We start from the raw sequence: 20521 nt of genomic DNA, 5'->3' as shown, positions 1-20521 counted from the left end.
GCTCCCTGGCTAGGCGGCGTCCTCGACCGCCCAGTCCGGTGCCGGGCCCAGGCCCAGCCGCCAGCGGGCGGCCTCCTCCGAGGGGCTGCGGTCCCCGAGCGCGAGCCGCAGCGCGGTCAGCTGCGTCCGGGCGACGGCGACCTGCGCGGCCCCGCCGCGGCCGCGGCCCGGGACACCGGCGCACCCGGCCAGCGAGGGCGAGACCAGCTGCGCGGCGGCGCCGGACAGGCCGCGGTAGAAGACCCGCTCGGGTGGGCTGAGCCCCGGCGGGGCGGCGAGGAAGGCGCGCAGCGAGTCGGGCACGGGCGCGAGCTGCGGGCGGTACGCGGCGAGGGCGTCGGCGAGCTCGGCGGCGCTGTGCGGCAGGTCGGTGGCGCCGAGCTCCTCGGCGCTGCGCGCCCAGTCGGCGACGTAGACGTCGGGCCAGCGGGGGCCGAAGCGGGCGGTGAGGTCGCGGCCGACCGCCTGCTGCGCGGCGAGGAACGCGTCGGTGAAGGCCAGGTGCACCCAGCGCAGCAGCTGCGGGTCCGACGCCGAGTAGGCCCGGCCCCGGACCCGGCCGCGGACGCTCTCGTGCATGCCGCGCACCCGGGCGGCCTCGCGCTCGGCGAGCGCGGCGGAGCCGAACGTGCTCACCACCAGCCAGCGGGCGGTGCCGGCCAGGCGCTTCCACGGGTCCTCGCGGTAGGCCGAGTGCTGCTGCACGCCGGCCAGCGCCAGCGGGTGCGCCGCCTGGCCCAGCAGCGCGGCCACGCCGCCGACGAGTGTCGAGAGGTCGCCGTGCACCCGCCAGACGACGCCGTCGGGCTCGAACCAGCCCGGCCCCGTGCCGACCCGGGCGATGTCGCGGACCCACTCCGGCGCCCCGGTGGGGTCCCCGGAGACCCGGGAGCGGAACGCCGCGCGCGCCGCATCGGGGAGGGCGGTGAGAACGCGCACGTCGTCGAGGGTGCCAGCCCGGCGCGCCCTCCGCCGGGTGGACCGGAGCGTGTGCGCTCACGCCGGGTTCCCGGCCTGCGGGTGCGGCGTCAGCGCACACGCTCCGGGCTCAGCAGGCGGCGGCGCGCGGCGTGTACGGCGCGGATCTCCGTCCGGCACGCGTCCGGCTCACCGGTCAGCCGGCGGTAGCCGAACCGCAGCGTCTGCCAGCCCGCCGTCGCCACCCGTGCGTCGCGCCGGATGTCCCGCTCGCGCTGTGCCTGCGAGCCGTGCCAGGCGGCGCCGTCCATCTCGACGGCGAGCAGTGCGTCCTCGTAGGCGGCGTCGAGGACGTAGACCTCGCCCGCGACTGCCAGCCGGCGCTGCAGGGTGAACGCCGGCATGCCGGGTTCGCGGAGCACGGTCAGGCAGCCCCAGACCTCCAGCTCGCTTCGACAGCCCTCGGCCAGCAACCGGACCAGCTCGACCAGGGCCGCCCGTCCGGGCAGGCAGGGTCGGCGCCTGACCTCTCGGACCAGGTCGTCGGGTCGGCACAGCCGGCGCCGGACGGCGTCGATCGCGGCGGCGCGGACCTCCGCCCGGGTCAGCCCGCCGGGCCTCCCCCACGCGTCCACCACCGCCCGCGCCGCGCAGGACACCGGCAGGCCCTCGACCCGGCGGATGCTGTCGTCGAGCTGGCGGGTGCGGTGCAGGACGACGCCCGGAGTCCCCCGTCCGCTGCGGGTGTGCCGCACCGTCAGGTGGACCGGCCCACCGGAGGGCGCGAGCCCCCACAGCGCCAGCGCGGACCGGTGGCTGACCACGCCACCGCAGGACCGCGCCGCTGCCTCGACGCGCGCCCGCCAGTCCTCGACGGCGTGCGGCAGGGCGTAGACGCCGGGCTGCACCCGTCGCAGCCGGCCGGAGGCCACCCAGCGGGTGAGCGTGCTGCGGTCCACGCGGGCCGTGAGCGACTCCCACGTCGTCCACCCGTCCGGGCCGACGACGGTGTCGAGGTCGTGTGCCATACCCGCGAGGCTCGCCGGGACGCGGGGTCGGCCAGCCGGGGCGGGCCGGACTGTGGAGATCCGGCCCCCGGTGGACAACCGAGTGCGTGCGCCGGCGCCGCGTTCCGGGCCGCCGAACCCGGCGTCAGCGCACACGCTCGGCAGGTCCCACCAACGCGAGCGAGCCCGCCCCACAGGTCGGGGACGGGCTCGTCGGGTGGAGCAGAGGGGTTACGCGCTCTTCTCGCGGCGCTCGCGGGCGGGCTTGCGCGGCACGATGGTCGGGTTGACGTGCTCCAGCACGACCTCCTTGGAGATCACCACGGAGGCGACGTCGTCGCGGCTGGGCACCTCGTACATCACCGACTGCAGCACCTCCTCCATGATCGCCCGGAGCCCGCGGGCGCCGGTGCCGCGGAGGATGGCCTGGTCGGCGATCGCCTCGAGCGCGTCGTCGGTGAAGTCGAGCTCCACCCCGTCGAGCTCGAACAGCCGCCGGTACTGGCGCACCAGCGCGTTCTTCGGCTCGGTGAGGATCTGGATCAGCGCGTCGCGGTCGAGGGCCTGCACGCTGGTGATCACCGGCAGCCGGCCGATGAACTCGGGGATCATCCCGAACTTCAGCAGGTCCTCGGGCATGACCTCGGCGAAGGCGCTCGAGGCCTCGATCTCCTTCTTGCCGCGGATCTCCGCGCCGAAGCCGATGCCCTGCTTGCCGACCCGCTGCTCGATGACCTTCTCCAGACCGGCGAAGGCACCGCCCACGATGAACAGCACGTTCGTCGTGTCGATCTGGATGAACTCCTGGTGCGGGTGCTTGCGCCCACCCTGCGGCGGCACCGACGCCGTCGTCCCCTCGAGGATCTTCAGCAGCGCCTGCTGCACGCCCTCGCCGGAGACGTCGCGGGTGATCGACGGGTTCTCGCTCTTGCGGGCGATCTTGTCGACCTCGTCGATGTAGATGATCCCGGTCTCGGCGCGCTTGACGTCGTAGTCGGCGGCCTGGATCAGCTTGAGCAGGATGTTCTCGACGTCCTCGCCGACGTACCCGGCCTCGGTGAGCGCGGTGGCGTCGGCGATCGCGAACGGCACGTTGAGCATCCGCGCCAGCGTCTGGGCCAGGTGCGTCTTGCCGCAGCCGGTGGGGCCCATCAGCAGGATGTTGGACTTGGCCAGCTCGACGGAGTCGTCGCGGCTGGAGCGCTCACCGCCGGCCTGCACCCGCTTGTAGTGGTTGTAGACCGCGACGGCGAGCGTGCGCTTGGCCTTCTCCTGGCCGATGACGTACTGCTCGAGGAAGTCGTGGATCTCCCGGGGCTTGGGCAGCTCGTCGAACTTCAGGTCCGACGACTCCGAGAGCTCCTCCTCGATGATCTCGTTGCAGAGGTCGATGCACTCGTCGCAGATGTAGACGCCGGGGCCCGCGATGAGCTTCTTGACCTGCTTCTGGCTCTTCCCGCAGAACGAGCACTTGAGCAGGTCACCGCTCTCACCGATTCGTGCCACCTGCTGACCTCCACCTCGGGGGGATGCAGGCCCTGGGGAAGCGGACCTGCCGATTGTGTGTCACTTCTGTGCCCGTGCTCGGTCCCGCTGGTGACGGGTGCCGTGAGGACGGTCCTCCCGGCGCTGCTGGCCGGGGATCGGGCGCTCGCCGACCGTACCTGTCGCCGCCGACGCCGCGGGGCTCCGACGCCCCGGTGCGCCGGGGGCGCTCGGCTCGCTCGTCACTCCCGGCACTGCCCCCCGAACGGTACGGGGTACGACCGCGACACGCGCGGGTTTCTCCCCGTCCCGTTCGGGGGACGACGGCGGTCATGCCGGGAGCGCGTTGAGCTTCCGGCTCTGGATGACCTGGTCGACGATGCCGTACTCCTTGGCCTCCTCGGCCGTGAGGATCTTGTCGCGGTCGATGTCGGAACGGACCTGCTCGGCGGTCCGGCCGGTGTGCCGCGCGAGGATCTGCTCCATCTGCGTGCGCACCCGCTCGATCTCCGCGGCGTGGATCTCCAGGTCCGACACCTGGCCGCCGGCCTCACCGGAGGGCTGGTGGATCAGCACCCGGGAGTACGGGAGCGCCAGCCGCTTGCCCGGGGTCCCGGCCGCCAGCAGCACGGCGGCGGCCGACGCGGCCTGGCCCATGCAGACGGTCTGGATGTCGGGCCGGACGAACATCATCGTGTCGTAGATGGCCATCAGCGAGGTGAAGGAGCCACCGGGCGAGTTGATGTAGATCGTGATGTCACGGTCCGGGTCGGCGGACTCGAGCGTGATGAGCTGCGCCATCACGTCGTTGGCGGACGCGTCGTCGATCTGCACCCCGAGGAAGATGATGCGCTCCTCGAAGAGCTTGTTGTACGGGTTGGACTCCTTCATGCCGTAGCTGGTCCGCTCCACGAAGGAGGGCAGCACGTAACGGCTGGAGGGCATCTCGAAGCTCATGGCAGTTCTCCTCTCAACCGTCAGTTGTCGGTGACCGGGTTGGACTGGTCGGTCATGGCCGCGCGGGTCACGACGTGGTCGACGAACCCGTACTCCAGGGCCTCCTGGGCGGTGAACCAGCGGTCGCGGTCGGAGTCCTTCTCGATCTGCTCGATGCTCTGACCGGTGTGGAAGGACTGCAGTTCGTTGAGCTCGCGCTTCGTCCGGCGGAACAGGTCGGCCTGGATGGCGATGTCGGCCGCGGTGCCGCCGACGCCGGCCGAGGGCTGGTGCATCATGATCCGCGCGTGCGGCAGGGCGTAGCGCTTGCCCTTGGTGCCGGCGGTCAGCAGGAACTGGCCCATCGAGGCGGCCAGGCCCATCCCGTAGGTGGCGACGTCGCAGTCGATGAACTGCATCGTGTCGTAGATGGCCATGCCGGCGCTGACCGAGCCGCCGGGCGAGTTGATGTACAGGTGGATGTCGCGCTTGGGGTCCTCGGCCGACAGCAGCAGCATCTGGGCGGCCAGCTGGTTGGCGATGACGTCGTCGACCTGGGTGCCCAGGAAGATGATGCGCTCGCGCAGCAGGCGCTCGTAGACCGAGTCGTTGAGGTTCATCCCACCGGCGCCACCCCGCAGGAGCGGGGAGTACGCCGGGTTCGGGTCGGTGCTCACGGGTGTGGTGACCTCCGTTGGCGTGGTCGAGTCGGTCTCTCGGTGGGCGGGGATCGGGGCCGGCGGCCCGAGCGGGCCGTACCCCCGGCGTCCGCCCCGAGTCACGTCGACCCTAACGCGCACCCCCCGGCGGGCAGTCCCGGCGCGGGGCGGTGTTCGCCGTGGGCGCAGCGCCGGAGGCGGAGACGACGGACGCCGCCCTCCCCCGCGCAATCGGGGCAGGACGGCGTCCGTCGAGGAGGGGTGGCAGCGTCAGCCCTTGGTGACGTCCTCGCTGTCCTCGGTGGCGCCCTCGGCGGCCTCGACGGCCACCGCGGTGGCGACCTCGGCGTCGGGGGCCTCGTCCTCGGTGGCGTCCTCGGTCGCGGAGGCGTCCTCGGTCGCGGCGGCGTCCTCGGTCGCGTCCTCGGCGGTCGCGACCTCGGCCTCGGGGGCGGCGGCCTGGCCGGCCCGGACGGTCTGCGGGCGCAGCGCGTCGAGGTCGACGACGTTGCCCGACGCGTCGGTGATCGTCGTCTGCTCGAGCAGCTGGGCCAGCGTCTTGGTGCGGCGGACGTCGGCGACGAACTCGGCGATGTTGCCGCTCTGCTGCAGCTGCTGGGCGTACTGCTCGGGGCTCACCCGGTTGCGCGAGGCCTGGGCCATGATCTGCGCCGACAGGTCGTCGTTGTCGACGGTGACCTCCCGCGCGTCGGCGATCGCGTCGAGGACGAACTGGGTGCGGACCGCCTCCTCGATGCTCGTGCGCATCTCGGCGTCGTAGGCCTCGCGGCCGCCCTCGGTGCCCGACATCGACAGGAAGGCGTCCCAGTCCATGCCGGCCTGCTGCAGCTCGCGCTCCAGGGCCTTGTTGCGGAACTCGAGCTCCCGCTCGACGAGGCCCTCGGGGATCGGGACCTCGGTGACCTCGAGCAGGTGCTCGACCAGCTTGTCGCGGGCCTGGGCGCCCTGCTGCATCGTCTTGGCGCGGCCCAGCCGGGTGCGGACGTCGTCGCGCAGCTCGGCGAGGGTGTCGAACTCGCTGGCGGTGGAGGCGAACTCGTCGTCGAGCTCGGGCAGGTCCTTGGCCTTGACCGAGCGGACGGTGACGGTGACCTGGGCCTGGCGGCCGGCGTGCGGGCCCTGGTGCAGGTCGGTCTCGAAGGTCGCCGACTCGTCGGCCGACAGCCCGCGGACGGCGTCGTCGAGGCCGGCCATGAGCGAGCCGGAGCCGACCTCGTAGGACATGCCGCTGGTCGTGCCGTCCTCGAGCACCTCGTCGTCGACGCGGGCCTCGAGGTCGAGGGAGACGTGGTCGCCGTCCTCGGCCGGGCGGTCGACGGCGGTGAGCATGGCGAAGCGCTCGCGCATGACCGAGACCTGCTGGTCGATCTCCTCGTCGGTGACCTCGACGGCGTCGACCGTGACCGACAGGTCCTCCAGCGGCGGGAGGTCGATCTTGGGGGCGACGTCGACCTCGGCGGTGAAGGCGAGGGTGTCGCGGTCGTCGAGGCGGGTGACCTCGATGTCGGGCTGGCCGATCACGCGGACCTGGTTCTCGCGGACGACCTCGGAGTAGACCTCGGGGATCGCGTGCTGGACGACCTGCTCGAGGACCACCGGGCGGCCGACGCGCTGGTCGAGGACCCGCTCGGGCACCTTACCGGGCCGGAAGCCCGGCACGCGGACCTGCCGCTTGAGCTCCTTGTAGACCTCACCGAAGGCGTGGTCCAGGTCGCCCCACGGCACCTCGATCGCCATCCGGACCCGCGTGGGGCCCAGTTCCTCGATGGTGCTCTTCACAGCGGCAGTGCTCCTCGGTACGACGGAAGGGGGGACGCCGGGACGGGCGCCGGGTCGACCCCCGAGTCTAGAGACGCCGGGGGCGGGGTCGGGGTGGCGGGATTCGAACCCACGGCCCCCCGCTCCCAAAGCGGGTGCGCTACCAAGCTGCGCCACACCCCGTGGCGGCTCCCGAGTCTAGGCGCGCCCCCCGGGACGGCTCAGGCGGCGACCGCCGGACGGCGGCCGGCCCACGGCGCGGCCTGCTCCAGCGCCGCGGCCACCCGCACCAGCACGTCCTCCCGGCCGTAGGCGGCGACCAGCTGCACGCCCACCGGCAGGCCGTCGTCGGTCCAGTGCAGCGGCAGGCTGACCGCCGGCTGGCCGGTGACGTTGAACTGCGCGGTGTAGGGGATGTAGCTGTTGATCCGCCGGCCCTCCTGCTCGGGCCCCTCGGCGGTGAACCAGCCCAGCTCCGGCGGCGGCGCCCCGACCGTCGGCGTCACCAGCAGGTCCACTCCCCTGCCGCCCTCCTCCGGCGACGCCCAGAAGGCGGCCATCCGCCGGACCCAGTGGCCCAGCCACGTCCGCGCGCCGAGGTAGTCGGTGGCCGGCATCTCCGCCCCGACCGCCCGGTAGACGGCGTTGCGCGGCTCGAGCTCCTCGTCGGCGACCCGGCGGCCGAGGACCCGCTCGAACGCGGCGATGGTCAGCGCGACGTCGGCGGCGATGGTCGCGGTGAAGAAGCGCGGGAAGCGCTCGTCGAACATGCCGGTGGGCGTGCCGGGCTCGACCGCGCAGCCGAGGTCCTCCAGCAGCCGGCCGGCGTGCTCGACGGCGGCGCGGCAGTGCGGGGAGTCGAGGTAGGCCCCCGGCGGGTCGGTGTCGAGCAGCGCCACCCGCAGCCGGCCGACCGGTGCGCCGACCTCCTCGGCGAGCGGGCGCGGCAGCGGCGGGGCGGTGTAGGGATCGCCGGGCATGGGGCGGCCGATCCAGTCCAGGGCGGTGGCGGTGTCGCGCACCGAGCGGGTGACGACGCCGTCGATCGTGGCTCCGGCCCAGCCCTCGCCGACGTCGGGGCCCTGGCTGACGCGGGCGCGGGTGGGCTTGAGCCCGACCAGCCCGCACTCGCTGGCGGGGATGCGGATCGAGCCGCCGCCGTCGTTGGCGTGCGCGATGGGCACCAGCCCGGCGGCGACCGCGGCCGCCGAGCCGCCCGAGGAGCCGCCGGCGGAGTGCGCCGGGTCCCACGGGTTGCGCGCCGGGGGGTTGCAGGCCGGCTCGGTGGTGACCGTGGTGCCGAACTCCGGCACGTTGGTGCGGCCGACGGTGACCAGGCCCGCCTCGCGGAAGAGCCGGCCGAGGTGGCTGTCGTGCGGCCAGCGCACGCCGGCGAGGAACGACGTCCCGTAGCGGGTCTCCTCGCCGGCGACGTGGCAGCCGATGTCCTTGAGCAGCACGGGCACGCCGCGGAACCGGCCGTCGGGCAGCTCGCCGGCGGCGTCCTTACGGGCGTCCTCGAAGCGGGCCCGGACGACCGCGTGCAGCTGCGGGTTCAGCTTCTCGATGCGGGCGATGGCCGCCTCGACCAGCTCGGCGGGGCTCGCCTCGCCCCGCCGCACCAGCTCCGCCTGCGCCGTCGCGTCCAGCCACGTGGTCTCGGTCACGGGATCGGACGCTAGCGCCACGGCGGCCACCGGGAGGGCCGGGTCAGCCCACGGGCAGGCGCGCCGTTCGGCTCAAGGGTGCCGCGTCAGGAGGAGGTTGGCACGACGACGGCCCGGTGCCAGGCTGTCCCATGACCTCGCCCGTCCCGGTAACCGCTGACACCTCGCCCGAGTCGGTCATCCGCTGGACGTTCGACCGGCTGAACGCGCACGACTCCTCGTCACTGCGGCAGCTCTACGACGACGAGTCCGTGAGCCACTTCCCGCAGCGGGTCTGCCGGGGCGCGGACGAGATCGTGCGCTTCTGGGTGGAGACGTTCACCGGGATGCCCGACTTCCACGTCGAGATCCTCACTCTCGCCGGGCACGGTGATGACGTGTTCGTCCACTGGCGCATGACGGCGACCCATCGCGGCACGCTGCAGGGCATCGCGCCGACCGGGAAGGCGATCGCACTCGAGGGCATGGACCACTTCGTCGTCCGGGAGGGCCGCATCCGCACCGGCTTCGTCGCGTTCGACCAGATGGAGTACGCACGGCAGCTGGGCATGGTCCCGCCTGACGGCTCGCCTGCCGACCGCCTGATGAAGAGGATGTTCAACGCCCGGACGCAGCTGAAGCGCCGACTGCGCGGCTGACGCGCGGACGGCGCCGAGCCGGCAGCGCTGGGGCCCGTCCGTCGGCCGGAGGTCGATGCCGGCGCGGACCACCGCGCGCTCCTCCGCGAGGTCCTCCAGGACGGCAGACACACCCAGCCCGGAACCGGAGTCCTGGGGCGCCGTAGGGCATGTAGTCACGGAGCGGGGCGCGCTCCGGATCCGGCGCGCGCTACCCTCGTGCCGGACTGAACCCCGGTCGATCCTGGTCGCCTGGGTTCTCGTGGCGAGGGGACGGGTTTCCACACGTTCGCTCCCACGGTCTCGCGGGTGTAGCTCAATGGCAGAGCCCCAGCCTTCCAAGCTGGCCATGCCGGTTCGATCCCGGTCACCCGCTCCACGCGTTTCCGCAGCTCCACGGCCCGTCAGCCCTCCCGGAGAAGGTCTGGAGGACCCTCCGGACGGCCCGTTCGAACCCTTTCAGGACCCCTGTCTTCGGCCGTGTGGGTAGTGAGTGGGTCACGCGCTTGTCCTGAAACGGCCCGGTGAGGACCCTCGTCAACGGCAGCGGGACCGACCTCATGACCCAAGTGGGTCACGCGGCAGTTCCTCCCGACTGGGGGCCGCCGAGGTTGACGGCCACCCGGCCAAGTTCGCCGACTCGTTGAGCCCACGCCGGCCCCACGATGCGCCAGCGCGTCGCCACCGTCAGCCCTCCGACCTACGCGGCCGCGGCAACGTGTGTATGCAGCGCAGCAAAGCGGCTCGCCGGCGCGCTCGGCGATCCGGGGCACGTCCTGCCGGGTGAAGAGCCGATGGCCCCCTGGTAGAGGCGGAGCGTTGCAGACTCCGGAGGCGGAACCGCGTCGTCGCCGAGGTGCCGGCGCCAGTGCCCTGGGTCGAACGCGGTCTGCTGCGCCGAGACCCAGGCAGGCCGGTCGGGTGGGTAGCCCGGCAAGGGCAGCGGATGGGCTGACTGCACGTGCACGCCGCCGTCATTCGTCAAGATCAAGAGGGATACACCTCGTGCACTCGGCGTCCCGGAAGTCGTTGTGACGGGTTACCGGAGACCGCCGCAGACGGTGAGGGCCTGGCGAGAAGGGACAGAGTCGACGACCGAGCACGCCGCCGGGAGCGCGAGCGTCAACGCCGCAAGCGCCGGAGCCAGGCAGACCCCAACGAGATCCCTCAACGGCTGACGAGTGCCCCCGGGCAGGCAGTTGACGCGCCAGAGCTATTCACTTGATACCTACTCATGGTGTAGACATCCTGTATGTCGTTGACCGAGCTCCACCTGGCCCTGCTGGCGGGCTCGCCGCGGCACGGCTACGACATCAAGCAGGAGCACGATTCGTGGTTCCCGGACACCCGGCCGCTGCCGTATGGCCAGGTGTACGCGACGTTGGCGCGTCTGCAGCGCGACGGGCTGGCCGAAGTCGTGGAGACCCGTGTAGAGGGCGGTCCCGAGCGGACCGTGTACGCGCTGACCGCCGAGGGTGCCGCGCGGCTACGGGCCTGGCTGGCCGAGCCCGCGGCGCCCACCGGGGTGGGCGCGGAGGAGATCGTCCGAAAGACCGTGGCCGCGTTGCACACCGGCATCGACGTCGCCGGGTTCGTCGCCCGCCAGCGAGCGGCGCACCTGCGGCGCATCCGGGAGCTGCAGGCCACTCCACCGGGCGCCGGCGCGGCCGAGCGACTGGTCCGGGAACACCTCATCGCCCACCTCGACGCCGACCTGCGCTGGCTCGAGCTGGCCACCGACCTGCTGCCGGCCCCTGACGGCCGGCAGACCGTCCGCCCCGATCAGGAGGAGAACCGCGCATGAGCACGGTGGAGCTGTCCAGTGTCAGCCATGTCTACGGCCGCACGCAGGCGCTGAGCGACGTGTCGCTGAGCGTGGAACCCGGGGAGGTCGTCGCCGTGACCGGGCCCAGCGGCTGCGGGAAGTCGACCCTCCTCCTGCTGACCGCGGGAGTGCTGCGCACCCAGTCCGGCCGCGTCGTGGTCGCTGGCACCGAGCTGTCCGGGGCCGACGACGCCGCGCGCGCACGGTTCCGGCGCCGGCACATCGGCCTGGTGCTGCAGTTCGGGCAGCTGGTTGCGGATCTGTCGGTGCGGGACAACGTCGCGCTGCCGTTGCTGCTGGACGGCCACCGGCCGGCCGAGGCCCGCGCTGCGGCCGACGGCTGGCTCGACCGGGTCGGGCTGGACGTCGGGCCCGACACGATGCCGGCGGACCTGTCCGGCGGCCAGGCGCAGCTGGCCGCCGGCGCCCGCGCCCTGGTCACCGGGCCGCAGCTGCTACTGGCCGACGAGCCGACCGCCAGCCTGGACACCACCGCCGGGCGGGCGCTGCTGGACCTGCTGGTGGGCACCACGGCGCAGGCCGGCGGGTCGGTGGTCCTGGTCAGCCACGACAACGCGGTCGCAGCCCGCGCCGACCGTGAGATCCGGCTGCGCCGCGGCGCCATCGCCCACCAGGTGGCCCTGTCATGAGCCCTGTCACGAGGCCTGTCATGAGGCCTGCCGCCCTGTGGCAGCTGGCGGCCCCGAGTGTGCGGGCCTCCCGCACCCGGGCGGCGTTGGTGGCCGGCGGCACCGGCGCGGCCGGCGCGCTGGTCCTGGCCACCGGAGCGCTGTTCCGGGTACCGGCCTTCGCCCTCCCACCTCCCGACACCACCGAGGTCTATGAGGTCTCCTACGACCCCCGCTTCGCCAGCATCGTCACCAGCGCCGAGACCCGCATCGGCGTGGCCACCGCGGTGCTTCTGGTCGCCGCCACCGCCGTGGTCCTGGCGTGGCAGGCCGTGTCCGCCGGCAGCGCGCGCCGCCACCGCCGCGACCGGGCCCTGGCGACCGTGGGGGCCACGCCGGGCGACCTGCGGCGGCTGGGCGCGCTCGAGACCGCCGTCGCCGGCGCGGCGGGGGGACTGCTGGCCGGGCCGGCCTACCTGCTGCTGTGGCTGGTCCTCGGACCCGCGCAGCCGGCGGCCAGCCGGCTGTTGCCCGCGCTGGCACCGGCCGACCTCCTCACCTGGGCGTGCCTGGTGCCGGTGTCCGCGGGGCTGGCCGCCGCCGCCGGCGCCCGTTCGAGCACCGGAAGCCGCCGGCGTCCGCTCCGCGGCTGGTGGTGGGTGGCGCTCGCGGCCGTGGCGCTCACCGGCATGTTCGCCGTTCCGCGACTGAGCCAGATCGCCGACCGGCAGGTGCAGGTGGCGCTGATGTCCGCCGCGGTGACGCTGCTGCTGCTGGCCGCGCTGGGCAGCGGCACGCCCTGGGTCCGGGGCAAGGCCGCCCGGATGAGCCGCCGCACCAGCACCACGGACGTGCTGGCCGCCGGCGGCCTGCGCACCCTCGCGGGACCCGCGGGACGGGCCGCCGGGGTGCTGCTGGGTGCCGGCCTGACCACCGGTGTCGCCACCGTGCTGCTGGGCATCACCCTGCGCGAGGGCACTGCCCTCGGCTCCGGCGGTTCCCTCCCCGGGCTCGTGCTGGCCGCCGTCGCCGCCGGCTTGGCAGGACTGGCCGGACTGGCGACCCTCACCCTGGCCGCGGTCGACGACCTGCTCACCACCCGCCGGGCCCTGGCCGCGATGGCCGCCGTCGGCGCCGACGTGGCCACGCTGCAGGTCGTGCAGCGGCGGCGGCTGCGGGCAGCGACGGTCGCACCTCTGGTCTGCGGCCTGCTCATCGGCGGGCTCGGCTACGGGGCCCTGAGCGCGACCCCAGGATCGGCTCCCGCCGTCGACGCGTGGCCGCTGCTCATCGTCGGCCCGATCGCCGTCGCCCTCCTGGTGCTCGCGAACGCGGGGATCGTGCGGCTTCTGAGCAGCCGCACCCGTGCGGCCATCGACCCGGCCAACCTCCGCGTCGCATGACCAGCGACGAACCCGCCAGCGTCATCGCTGCCCGCCAGCTCGCCGCAGACGCCCGCACACGACGCGATTGCACCGATCCAGGCATGACGGCCAGCCCTTCTCCGGCCCTTCTACGCCGCAGACAGCTCCGGCGACGCACGGCCGATGGCGGCCCGCCGCCGACCGCACGTCCGGCAGCACCCGAGCCACCACGGGAGTGAACAGCGCAGAGCCGGTCGAACATGGCCGCCGACCGACGGGCACCGATCGTCACACCGGACACCGCGGCGCAGAACGGCCCGGCCGGAGCAGGACGACCGGAGGCGTACTGGAGGACGCCGACGAAGCTCCGAGGCAGGACCACCTGGTATGTCACGTCGCCGCTGCTCCGGACACTCTCCGCTCCACGCGCTCCTGCAGGTCGACCGGCCTGTCGACCCCTCCGGAGGAACTCTGGAGAGCCACTGCGGAGGGGCCGTCGGCGGACCTCCCGGAGCGCGTGCTGACCCTGCCCGCCCGGGGCGTCCCCCCTGGTTGCTGCCGAGTCCGGAGGTGTCCGGCCGCTGGAGGCCACTCCACTTGCCGCGTGCACGTGGACGACCGCGACACGTTGTCGCGTCTGGTGCCCACTGCGACGATCCCGGCATGGGTCGACAGCTCATCCGCACCGACCGCGCCCCTCGGTCACCCCTCTACAGCCAGGGTGTCCGGGTCGGTGACCACGTCCACGTCTCCGGGATGACGGGCACCGACCCGGCGACGGGCGCCCTCGCCGGCGAGACGATCCAGGAGCAGACCCGCCAGGCCATCGCGAACTGCCTGGCGGTCCTGGAAGCCGGCGGCGCCGAGAGCTCCGACATCGTGGAGGTCGGCGTCCTCCTGACCGACCCGACGGACCTCGCCGGCCTCAACGAGGAGTACGCGCGGGCGTTCTCGACCGACCCCCCTGCGCGTTACGTCGCCAAACTCGGCGTCGAGCTGCCCGGGGTCCGCGTGTCCATCCGGATGACCGCGATCGTCTCCTGAACGGGTTCGGTCCCCGTCACCCGCTCCGGCGTCAGACCGCGGCGGTCCCGATGAGCCCCTTCCGGGTGACGAGGGCGGCGAGCTGCTCCTCCGAGAGTCCCTCGGTGCCCTCGGGCCGGCGCGGCACCACCATGTACCGCGACTCCGCGCTGGCGTCCCACACCGAGATCCGCGTCGTCTGGGGCAGCTCCAGCCCGAACTCGCGCAGCACGCTCCGGGGGTCGCGCACCACCCGCGAGCGGTACGCCTCGCTCTTGTACCAGCCGGGCGAGGGACCCAGCAGCGCGATCGGGTAGCAGGAGCACAGCGTGCAGACGACGACGTTGTGCTCGTCGGCGGTGTTGGCGACGACCTTCAGCCGCTGCTCCTGCAGGCCCCCGGCCATCGACAGGCCCACCTCGCGGATCGCGTCGTTCGCGTCGGCGAGCAGCCGCCCGGCGAAGCCCGGGTCGACCCACGCGCGGGCGGCGATCCGGGCGCCGTTGGCCGGTGAGCCACCGGCCAGGAACTCGTCGATCCGTCCGTCGATCTCGCCCTCGTCGAGCAGACCCCGGCTCTCCAGCAGCGCCTCCACGTGGCGCACCCGCGCCGAGATCACCGAGCTGGAGTGGTCGCCGCTCATGCAGGCTCCTCGATCGGGGTCAGGTAGTCGGCCCACAACTCCACGGTGACCGTGTGGTCGCCGGAGCCGAACAGGTCCGCAGCCGCGAACCGCACGTGCCACACCGGCTGGGGTGTGCCGGCACGACCTCGGGCGCGGTCATCGGCCAGCGGGTGGCGGCCGGCCTCCTCGACGAGCACACCGACGGCGCCGCGGACGTACCGGGGCAGCCGGGTGTGGCCGTCGGGGTCGGCGGTGCGGGTCCGCACCCGCACGCCGGGAGCGAGGTCAGTCACGTGACAGCTCCAGCTCGCCCGGCGAGGCCACGCCCTTCTCCGCGAGCAGCGTGGTGATCGCGGAGAACCAGCGCTCGTAGTAGGAGGCGGCGAGGTACTCCTCCGGCGGCATCCGCTCGATCGCGTCGCGGAACTCGTCGAGGTTGTAGACGCCCCGCTTGATCAGCGCCCCGTTGAGGGCGAAGACGTGGGCCTCCCAGTCGGCGTGGAACGGCGGCTCGTCCGGTTCCTCGACGATCGCCGGGAACCCGGCCATCCCGCCGACGTCGTTGATGCGGCTCACCCACCCTTCCTACCGTGCCGGGGCGGTCGGTCGCCCGGGAACTCCGCTCGTTGCCCGCGCCGTGCCCGCGGTGGGACCCTCTGCGGGGGCGGCCGGGCGCCGCCGGGGCGCGCGAGGGCAGGCGTGCGGTGCGGATCTTCCTGAGCTACCGGCGCGGTGACGCCGGCGGGTACGCCGGGCGGCTGGCCGATGCGCTGCACGAGCGCATCGGTACGAGGAACGTGTTCCAGGACGTGCTCGACATCGCCCCGGGCCAGGACTACACCGCGGTGATCGACGGTGCCCTCGACCGGAGTGACGCGCTCCTGGCGGTCATCGGGCCGGGCTGGCTCACCGCGTCGACCCCGCAGGGCTCCCCCCGGCTGTCCGCCCCCGACGACTACGTCCGCCTGGAGATCGCCCGCGCGCTGCACCGCGACGTCCGCGTCGTCCCCGTGCTCGTCGGCGGCGCCTCGCTGCCTCCGGCCGGAGCGCTGCCCGCCGACCTGCAGGGACTGCCGCAACGGCAGGCGGTGGTGCTGCGCGACGAGACCTGGCACCGGGACGTCGACGGTCTCCTGCGGGCGCTGCGGGGCGAGCCGGCGCTCCCGACCGCGCGCCGTTTCCCCTGGTGGGCGGCGCTCGGCATCGCCGTCCTGCTCGCCGTCCTGGGTGCGGGGGCGTGGTGGCTGTCCAGGCCCGCCGACAGCAGCGGGGACGACGGGGAGACCGAACCGGAGATCGCGTCGTGTGCGCCACCTACCGGCGACGCCTGGACCGAGATCACACTCAGCACGGACCCGCGTGGCACCGAGGAGGTCGACGGCGGGTCCCTGACCTTCGCCGTGGAGGCCGCCGGCTGGCGCCCGCACGGGACGGCGTGGCAGGTGGTCCTCGCGACGAGCATGGAGGCCGCGGTGCCGGAGGGCGCCTACCACGGCGACTGGCGGTACGACTCCCTCGTCGTCGGCCAGCGGCAGTTCGCGGTGACGTGCTTCTCGCCGACCCCGGAGTTCGTGGACCCCGAGACGGTCGGCGACGCACTCGTCGGCTTCGACGTCACCTGCGAACCGGTCGGCTACGTGCAGCTCCGGCTGGAGGACGACGCGGCCCGCATCGACGTCACCGATCCCGCCCTCGAACCGGGTGGGTGCTGAGGCCGCGACGCGGAACGGCCGATACCGCGCGCGGTGAGGCCATCATCGGAGGACCTCCGAGCACGGCGTCGTCAGCACCAGGGGGGCGGGATGACCCACGACGTTCCGGCGCTGCCGCGGCGGTACACGGGCGAGCCACCCGCGGGCACCGACCCGACCTGGGACCGCCTCCAGGACCAGCTGGCCTGGTACGACCGCAAGAGCCAGGCCGCCCAGCACGCGTACAAGCAGACCAAGATCGTGCAGCTCCTGCTGGCCGCCGGCGTACCGGTCGCCGTCGCGAGCGCGGCGCCGGGCCTGGTGACCGCGCTGCTGGGCGCCCTCGTCGTCGTCCTCGAGGGCATCCAGCAGCTGTACCAGTGGCAGACGAACTGGGTGCTCTACCGGTCGACGCACGAGTCGCTGCGGCACGAGCAGTTCCTCTTCCTGGCCGGCGCCGGGCCCTACAGCGGCCTGGAACGGCACCAGGTCCTGGCCGAGCGGGTGGAGGGACTCGTCTCGCAGGAGCACGCCAAGTGGACCGAGGGGCGGCACCAGGCCGTCGCCGAGCCCGGCGCCGGCCCCCCGCGCCCCGGCTGACCCGGGGTGCAGCCGCTCGCGCGGCACCGCACCGTCACGGGGCGACCACGCGGTCACCGCAGACCGGATGCCCCCGGCCGTGGGATCCTCCGGACCCCTGCCGCTCCCTCGACCCCGGGGCAGGTCCCAGGGAGGCGCCGTGCCCGACGTCCGCCTGTCCGGCTTCGACGTCGTCGCGCTCGTCGTCGTGCTCCTGGCGCACCTCTACCTGTGGTGGCGGCTGGTGCGGGACACCACCCGCCCGGGCCGGGTCCGGCGAGGGCTCACCGTGCTGCTCGCCGTGCTGGCGCTCCTGCTCACCGCCGCCTTCGTCCTCCCGTACCCCCCGGTCGTGCTGGTGCCGGTGCAGTGGGCGGGGTACAGCTGGCTGGGCGTCGCGTTCTACGCGACCCTCGCCCTCCTGCTGCTCGAGCCGGTCAGGGCGGGCGCCGGCTGGTGGCTGCGCCGGCGCCGCCGTCCCGGCGCCCGGACGTCGACCAGCGGGCCGGAGAGCCCGCCGGAGGAGTCCCGGCGCCTCTTCCTCGCCCGGGGCCTGGCGGTGGCAGCGGGCACGGTCGCGCTCGGCGTGGCCGGCAACGGGGCGCGCGACGCCAACAGCGCCCCCGTCGTCCGGCGGGTGCCCATCACCCTGCCCCGCCTGGACCCGGCGCTGGACGGGTTCCGCCTGGTCACCTTCTCCGACGCCCACCTCTCGTCGACGTACTCGGGGCGGCGTTTCGAGCGGGTCGTCGAGCTGGTCGACGCCCAGCGGCCGGACGCGGTCGCGATCGTGGGGGACCTGGTGGACGGCGAGCTCACGCGCCTGCGCGAGGAGGTCGCTCCCGTGGCCGACCTGGTGGCCGCCCAGGGGGTCTACTTCGTCACCGGCAACCACGAGTACTACGCGGACCCGGTGGCCCTCGTGCGCCACCTCGAGACGCTCGGGGTGCGGACCCTGCGCAACGAGCGCGTGGCCCTCGGCCGCGACGGCGCGACCGTCGACCTGGCCGGTGTCGACGACGTGTCGGCGGCCGACTCGGGGTTCCCCGGTCACCGCACCGACCTGGACGCCGCCCTCGACGGCCGGGACGAGTCGACGCCGGTGGTCCTGCTGGCGCACCAGCCCGTGGCGGTCGTGCAGTCCGAGGCCGCCGGGGTCGACCTGCAGCTCTCCGGGCACACGCACGGGGGCCAGCTCTGGCCCCTCGACTACGGCATCCGGTGGGACCAGCCGGCGGTCGAGGGGTACAGCCGGCACGGCGACACCCAGCTGTACGTCACCTCCGGGATCGGCTTCTGGGGACCGCCCATGCGGGTGGGTGCCCGGCCGGAGGTGGTCGTGGTGGAGCTGCGCGCGCTCTGATCAGGCGGCCCGGCGTCCCGGCCGGGCCCTCGTCACCGACCGCGTGAGGACGGCGGCACCGGCGGCCGCGAGCGCCACCTCGGCCCAGCGACGCGAGGACACCGCGCCCGTCCGCCGCTCCGCCCACACCGGCTGCATCTCCAGGGCCAGCCCCGTCGTCCGCCCGGCGGGGTCACGGCCGAACACCGCGCGGATGCCGCCGGTGCCGGGGAGGCCGAGGTCGAGCCGGAAGGCGTAGGGGTCCGCCTCGTCGTCCGGACGCAGCTCGAAGCCCCGGGCCAGCGTGGGCACCGGGGTCAGGAAGCGCACCCACAGCCGGCCGCGGCGGACGGAGACCTCCAGGCCCGCGCCGAGGAACGCGGTCGCCCGCACGTCCGTGACCGGACCGGGCACGCGGTACCGGCCGACCAGTTCCCCCCAGACCTCCGGGTGCTGCGGCACGTCCGTGCGCGGCTCGCGGTGCGGGATGCCGAGCAGGTCCTCGAGCAGTCCGCCGATCTCCCCCGGCAGCCAGAACGGTCCCTGGTGGGTGCCGTTGGTGAACGCCATGACACCGACGCCGTCGTCGGGTGCGACGAAGACCTGCGCGTCGAAGCCGGGCATCGTGCCCTGGTGCTCGACGACGCGGTGACCGCGGCCGTCGACCCGCCAGAACGCCAGTCCCATGCCCGGGATCCGCGGATCGGGCCGGTAGTGCGGCTCGAACATCGTGTCCAGCGTCGCGGGCTGGAGCACCCGGCCGTGCGCGTTGGCACCGCCGCCGGTCAGCGCCGCCAGGTAGCGGGCCATGTCCCGCGGGGTGGAGTAGACGTTGCCGGCCGGGGCGGTCACCGCGTCCCGCCGCGGCACCGGTCGGGGGCCGGCCGGCGACAGCCGGTAGCCGGTGGCCACGCGCGGCCGCAGCCGGTCGGTCAGGACCAGGTCGGAGTCGATCATGCCGAGCGGGGCGAACACGCGCTCGCGCACGTACCGGTCGAACGGCAGGCCGCTGACGTCCTCGACGACCTGCCCGACCGCCGTCGGCCCGTGGTCGGTGTAGCGGAACCGGGTGCCCGGCTCGACGTCGAGCCGCACCCGGCCGCGGTAGTACTCGGCCGGCGTCGGCACCCGTCCGGGCGGGAAGCCGATGCCGTACTGCCGGCGGACGGCGGCCGAGCGGGGCACCTCCTCGGCGATGCCGGCGGTGTGGGTGAGCAGGTGGCGCACCGTCGCCGGCCGCCAGTCGGGCCTCCGTGGCACCAGCCGGTAGGCCCGCAGGTGGTCGTTCGCCGGCGCGTCCAGGTCGACCCGTCCCTGCTCGACCAGCTGCATCACCGCGATCGCGGTGACCGTCTTGGTGATCGAGCCGATGCGGAAGACGGTGTCCTCGGTGACCGGTGTGCGTGACGGGATGTCGGCGAGCCCGTGCGCGGAGAAGGAGTCGAGGGCTCCGTTCCGCACGACGCCCACCGCGAGGCCGACACACGGCTGCCGGCCCCGCACCTCGGCGACCCGCGTCTTAAGCCGGAGCTCGTCCAAGGCGGTCATGGCCCCTCCCCTGCAGACAGACGACCGGTGTCCCGCGACGCCACGGGGAACGTGTCCAGGCTGCCCGGCGCCGGGTCACCGCGGAGAGGGCGAGAGACCCGACCGACCGCCGACGGACGGCCCTGGGCGGTGCCCACCGCGCGGATCCAGGCTCGTCCCCGGGGCAGCGGCGGAGGACGCCATGGACACATCCGGTGCCGGGCACGGCGGTCGGCACGCGGGCCCACGACCGGACCGGGTCGTGGCGCTCCTCGTCGTCCTGCTCGTGGCGCTCCTCGGCGGATGCGGTGGCGGCGGCGACGACACCACGCCACCGGCGGCGACGTCCTCGACGACCCCGTCCACGCCCCACCCCAGCCCCGAGCCGTCCCCGACGGACGAGGCACCCGACGGCGAGGAACCAGGCGACGGCGAGGAGCCCCCGCCCGGCACGGCGATCCTCGGCGAGGGCCTCTCCGGCGAGCAGGCCGAGGCACTGCAGGACGCGGTGGACGGGGGCGCGCAGCCCTGGCGCACCGACGTCGCGGCCGTGGCCGCGGCCTTCGTGGCGCGTGAGCTCCTCTGGGACGACGCCGACGTCGCCCTCGCCGACCCCCACACCGCCGAGGTGACCAACCCCGCGGACGGGCGCATCGTCACCCTGCAGCTCCGCCAGCCGGTCCGCGAGGGCGACGGCGGGATCTGGGTCGTCGTCAGCGGTGTCTGGCTGGGCTGACAGCGATCCGGACGAGCAAGCGGTTCATCGGCGCAACGCATCCACCGAGGAGCGGCTGCGATGACGGAGCCGCAGGCACAGGAGGCGTCACGGTTCCTGCGGGTGGAGGTGG

20 protein-coding genes and 2 tRNA genes are annotated in these 20521 nt (G+C 74.0%); 10 read left to right on the top strand and 12 right to left on the bottom strand.

From position 1 onward, the window contains the following. Window positions 1-9 precede the first annotated feature (9 nt). From ACI79O_RS06585 to ACI79O_RS06550, 8 genes are all read right to left on the bottom strand, one after another. Window positions 10-939, bottom strand: coding sequence for an oxygenase MpaB family protein (locus ACI79O_RS06585; protein WP_456913620.1), 930 nt, complete (start codon window positions 937-939; stop codon window positions 10-12). 89 nt (window positions 940-1028) lie between these two features. Next, entirely contained in the window at window positions 1029-1946 is a 918-nt protein-coding gene (locus ACI79O_RS06580) for a DUF559 domain-containing protein (protein WP_456913619.1), read from the bottom strand. A gap of 210 nt (window positions 1947-2156) precedes the next feature. Beyond that, window positions 2157-3431 (bottom strand): ATP-dependent Clp protease ATP-binding subunit ClpX, encoded by a 1275-nt coding sequence (gene clpX, locus ACI79O_RS06575; RefSeq protein ID WP_456875615.1) that lies wholly within the window; start codon window positions 3429-3431, stop codon window positions 2157-2159. A gap of 309 nt (window positions 3432-3740) precedes the next feature. Next, a complete protein-coding gene (locus ACI79O_RS06570; RefSeq protein ID WP_456875616.1) occupies window positions 3741-4367 on the bottom strand; it encodes an ATP-dependent Clp protease proteolytic subunit in 627 nt (208 codons plus the stop codon). Between the two features lie 20 nt (window positions 4368-4387). Further along, a complete protein-coding gene (locus tag ACI79O_RS06565) occupies window positions 4388-5023 on the bottom strand; it encodes an ATP-dependent Clp protease proteolytic subunit (RefSeq protein WP_456875617.1) in 636 nt (211 codons plus the stop codon). A 252-nt stretch (window positions 5024-5275) separates the two neighbouring features. Beyond that, the gene (gene tig, locus ACI79O_RS06560; protein ID WP_456913618.1) at window positions 5276-6805 is read right to left on the bottom strand and encodes a trigger factor; all 1530 of its coding nucleotides are present in this window, start codon (window positions 6803-6805) and stop codon (window positions 5276-5278) included. Window positions 6806-6893: 88 nt separating this feature from the next. Beyond that, a tRNA-Pro gene (locus ACI79O_RS06555) sits at window positions 6894-6967 on the bottom strand. Window positions 6968-7005: 38 nt separating this feature from the next. Further along, the gene (locus tag ACI79O_RS06550; RefSeq protein ID WP_456913617.1) at window positions 7006-8451 is read right to left on the bottom strand and encodes an amidase; all 1446 of its coding nucleotides are present in this window, start codon (window positions 8449-8451) and stop codon (window positions 7006-7008) included. Window positions 8452-8582: 131 nt separating this feature from the next. Between ACI79O_RS06550 and ACI79O_RS06545 the strand changes: the two genes are divergently transcribed. The 6 genes from ACI79O_RS06545 (at window position 8583) to ACI79O_RS06520 (ending at window position 13930) form a co-directional block, all read left to right on the top strand. Further along, the gene (locus ACI79O_RS06545; RefSeq protein ID WP_456913616.1) at window positions 8583-9089 is read left to right on the top strand and encodes an ester cyclase; all 507 of its coding nucleotides are present in this window, start codon (window positions 8583-8585) and stop codon (window positions 9087-9089) included. Between the two features lie 284 nt (window positions 9090-9373). Further along, window positions 9374-9447 (top strand) — tRNA-Gly (locus tag ACI79O_RS06540). Window positions 9448-10320: 873 nt separating this feature from the next. Then, the gene (locus ACI79O_RS06535) at window positions 10321-10872 is read left to right on the top strand and encodes a PadR family transcriptional regulator (RefSeq protein WP_456889109.1); all 552 of its coding nucleotides are present in this window, start codon (window positions 10321-10323) and stop codon (window positions 10870-10872) included. Then, window positions 10869-11543, top strand: a complete 675-nt coding sequence (locus tag ACI79O_RS06530; protein WP_456913615.1) for an ABC transporter ATP-binding protein — start codon at window positions 10869-10871, stop codon at window positions 11541-11543. Before ACI79O_RS06535 ends, ACI79O_RS06530 begins: the two co-directional genes overlap by 4 nt. A 20-nt stretch (window positions 11544-11563) precedes the next feature. After that, on the top strand, window positions 11564-12925 hold the full coding sequence (locus ACI79O_RS06525; protein WP_456913614.1) for a hypothetical protein: 1362 nt from the start codon (window positions 11564-11566) through the stop codon (window positions 12923-12925). Window positions 12926-13549: 624 nt separating this feature from the next. Next, window positions 13550-13930, top strand: coding sequence for a RidA family protein (locus ACI79O_RS06520; protein WP_456913613.1), 381 nt, complete (start codon window positions 13550-13552; stop codon window positions 13928-13930). 31 nt (window positions 13931-13961) lie between these two features. Here the strand turns inward: ACI79O_RS06520 and ACI79O_RS06515 are convergent, their stop codons facing one another. Genes ACI79O_RS06515 through ACI79O_RS06505 form a run of 3 tightly spaced genes read right to left on the bottom strand, consistent with a single transcriptional unit; the run spans window position 13962 to window position 15110 of the window. Next, window positions 13962-14552 (bottom strand): nitrile hydratase subunit alpha, encoded by a 591-nt coding sequence (locus tag ACI79O_RS06515; RefSeq protein ID WP_456889117.1) that lies wholly within the window; start codon window positions 14550-14552, stop codon window positions 13962-13964. Continuing rightward, window positions 14549-14827 carry an SH3-like domain-containing protein gene (locus ACI79O_RS06510; protein ID WP_456889118.1) on the bottom strand — a complete coding sequence of 93 codons (279 nt, stop codon included), beginning with the start codon at window positions 14825-14827 and terminating at the stop codon, window positions 14549-14551. The genes ACI79O_RS06515 and ACI79O_RS06510 overlap by 4 nt, the downstream gene beginning before the upstream one ends. Next, window positions 14820-15110 (bottom strand): hypothetical protein, encoded by a 291-nt coding sequence (locus ACI79O_RS06505; protein ID WP_456889120.1) that lies wholly within the window; start codon window positions 15108-15110, stop codon window positions 14820-14822. The genes ACI79O_RS06510 and ACI79O_RS06505 overlap by 8 nt, the downstream gene beginning before the upstream one ends. Before the next feature lie 128 nt (window positions 15111-15238). On the opposite strand from ACI79O_RS06505, the gene ACI79O_RS06500 reads away from it, so the two are divergent. The 3 genes from ACI79O_RS06500 to ACI79O_RS06490 all read left to right on the top strand — a co-directional run bounded on the left by ACI79O_RS06500 (window position 15239) and on the right by ACI79O_RS06490 (window position 18167). Then, entirely contained in the window at window positions 15239-16246 is a 1008-nt protein-coding gene (locus ACI79O_RS06500) for a toll/interleukin-1 receptor domain-containing protein (RefSeq protein ID WP_456913612.1), read from the top strand. A gap of 90 nt (window positions 16247-16336) precedes the next feature. Further along, window positions 16337-16825, top strand: a complete 489-nt coding sequence (locus ACI79O_RS06495) for a DUF4231 domain-containing protein (protein WP_456913611.1) — start codon at window positions 16337-16339, stop codon at window positions 16823-16825. A 139-nt stretch (window positions 16826-16964) separates the two neighbouring features. Next, window positions 16965-18167 carry a metallophosphoesterase gene (locus ACI79O_RS06490; RefSeq protein WP_456913610.1) on the top strand — a complete coding sequence of 401 codons (1203 nt, stop codon included), beginning with the start codon at window positions 16965-16967 and terminating at the stop codon, window positions 18165-18167. On the opposite strand, the gene ACI79O_RS06485 is transcribed toward ACI79O_RS06490, so the two are convergent. Further along, on the bottom strand, window positions 18168-19694 hold the full coding sequence (locus ACI79O_RS06485; protein ID WP_456913609.1) for a serine hydrolase domain-containing protein: 1527 nt from the start codon (window positions 19692-19694) through the stop codon (window positions 18168-18170). Between the two features lie 241 nt (window positions 19695-19935). Between ACI79O_RS06485 and ACI79O_RS06480 the strand changes: the two genes are divergently transcribed. Then, on the top strand, window positions 19936-20409 hold the full coding sequence (locus ACI79O_RS06480) for a hypothetical protein (protein ID WP_456889128.1): 474 nt from the start codon (window positions 19936-19938) through the stop codon (window positions 20407-20409). Window positions 20410-20521 lie beyond the last annotated feature (112 nt).

It is taken from the genome of Geodermatophilus sp. SYSU D00696, assembly GCF_054050235.1.
The sequence above is the reverse complement of the archived record's forward strand: the minus strand, read 5'-3'. Positions and strand labels throughout refer to the sequence as shown.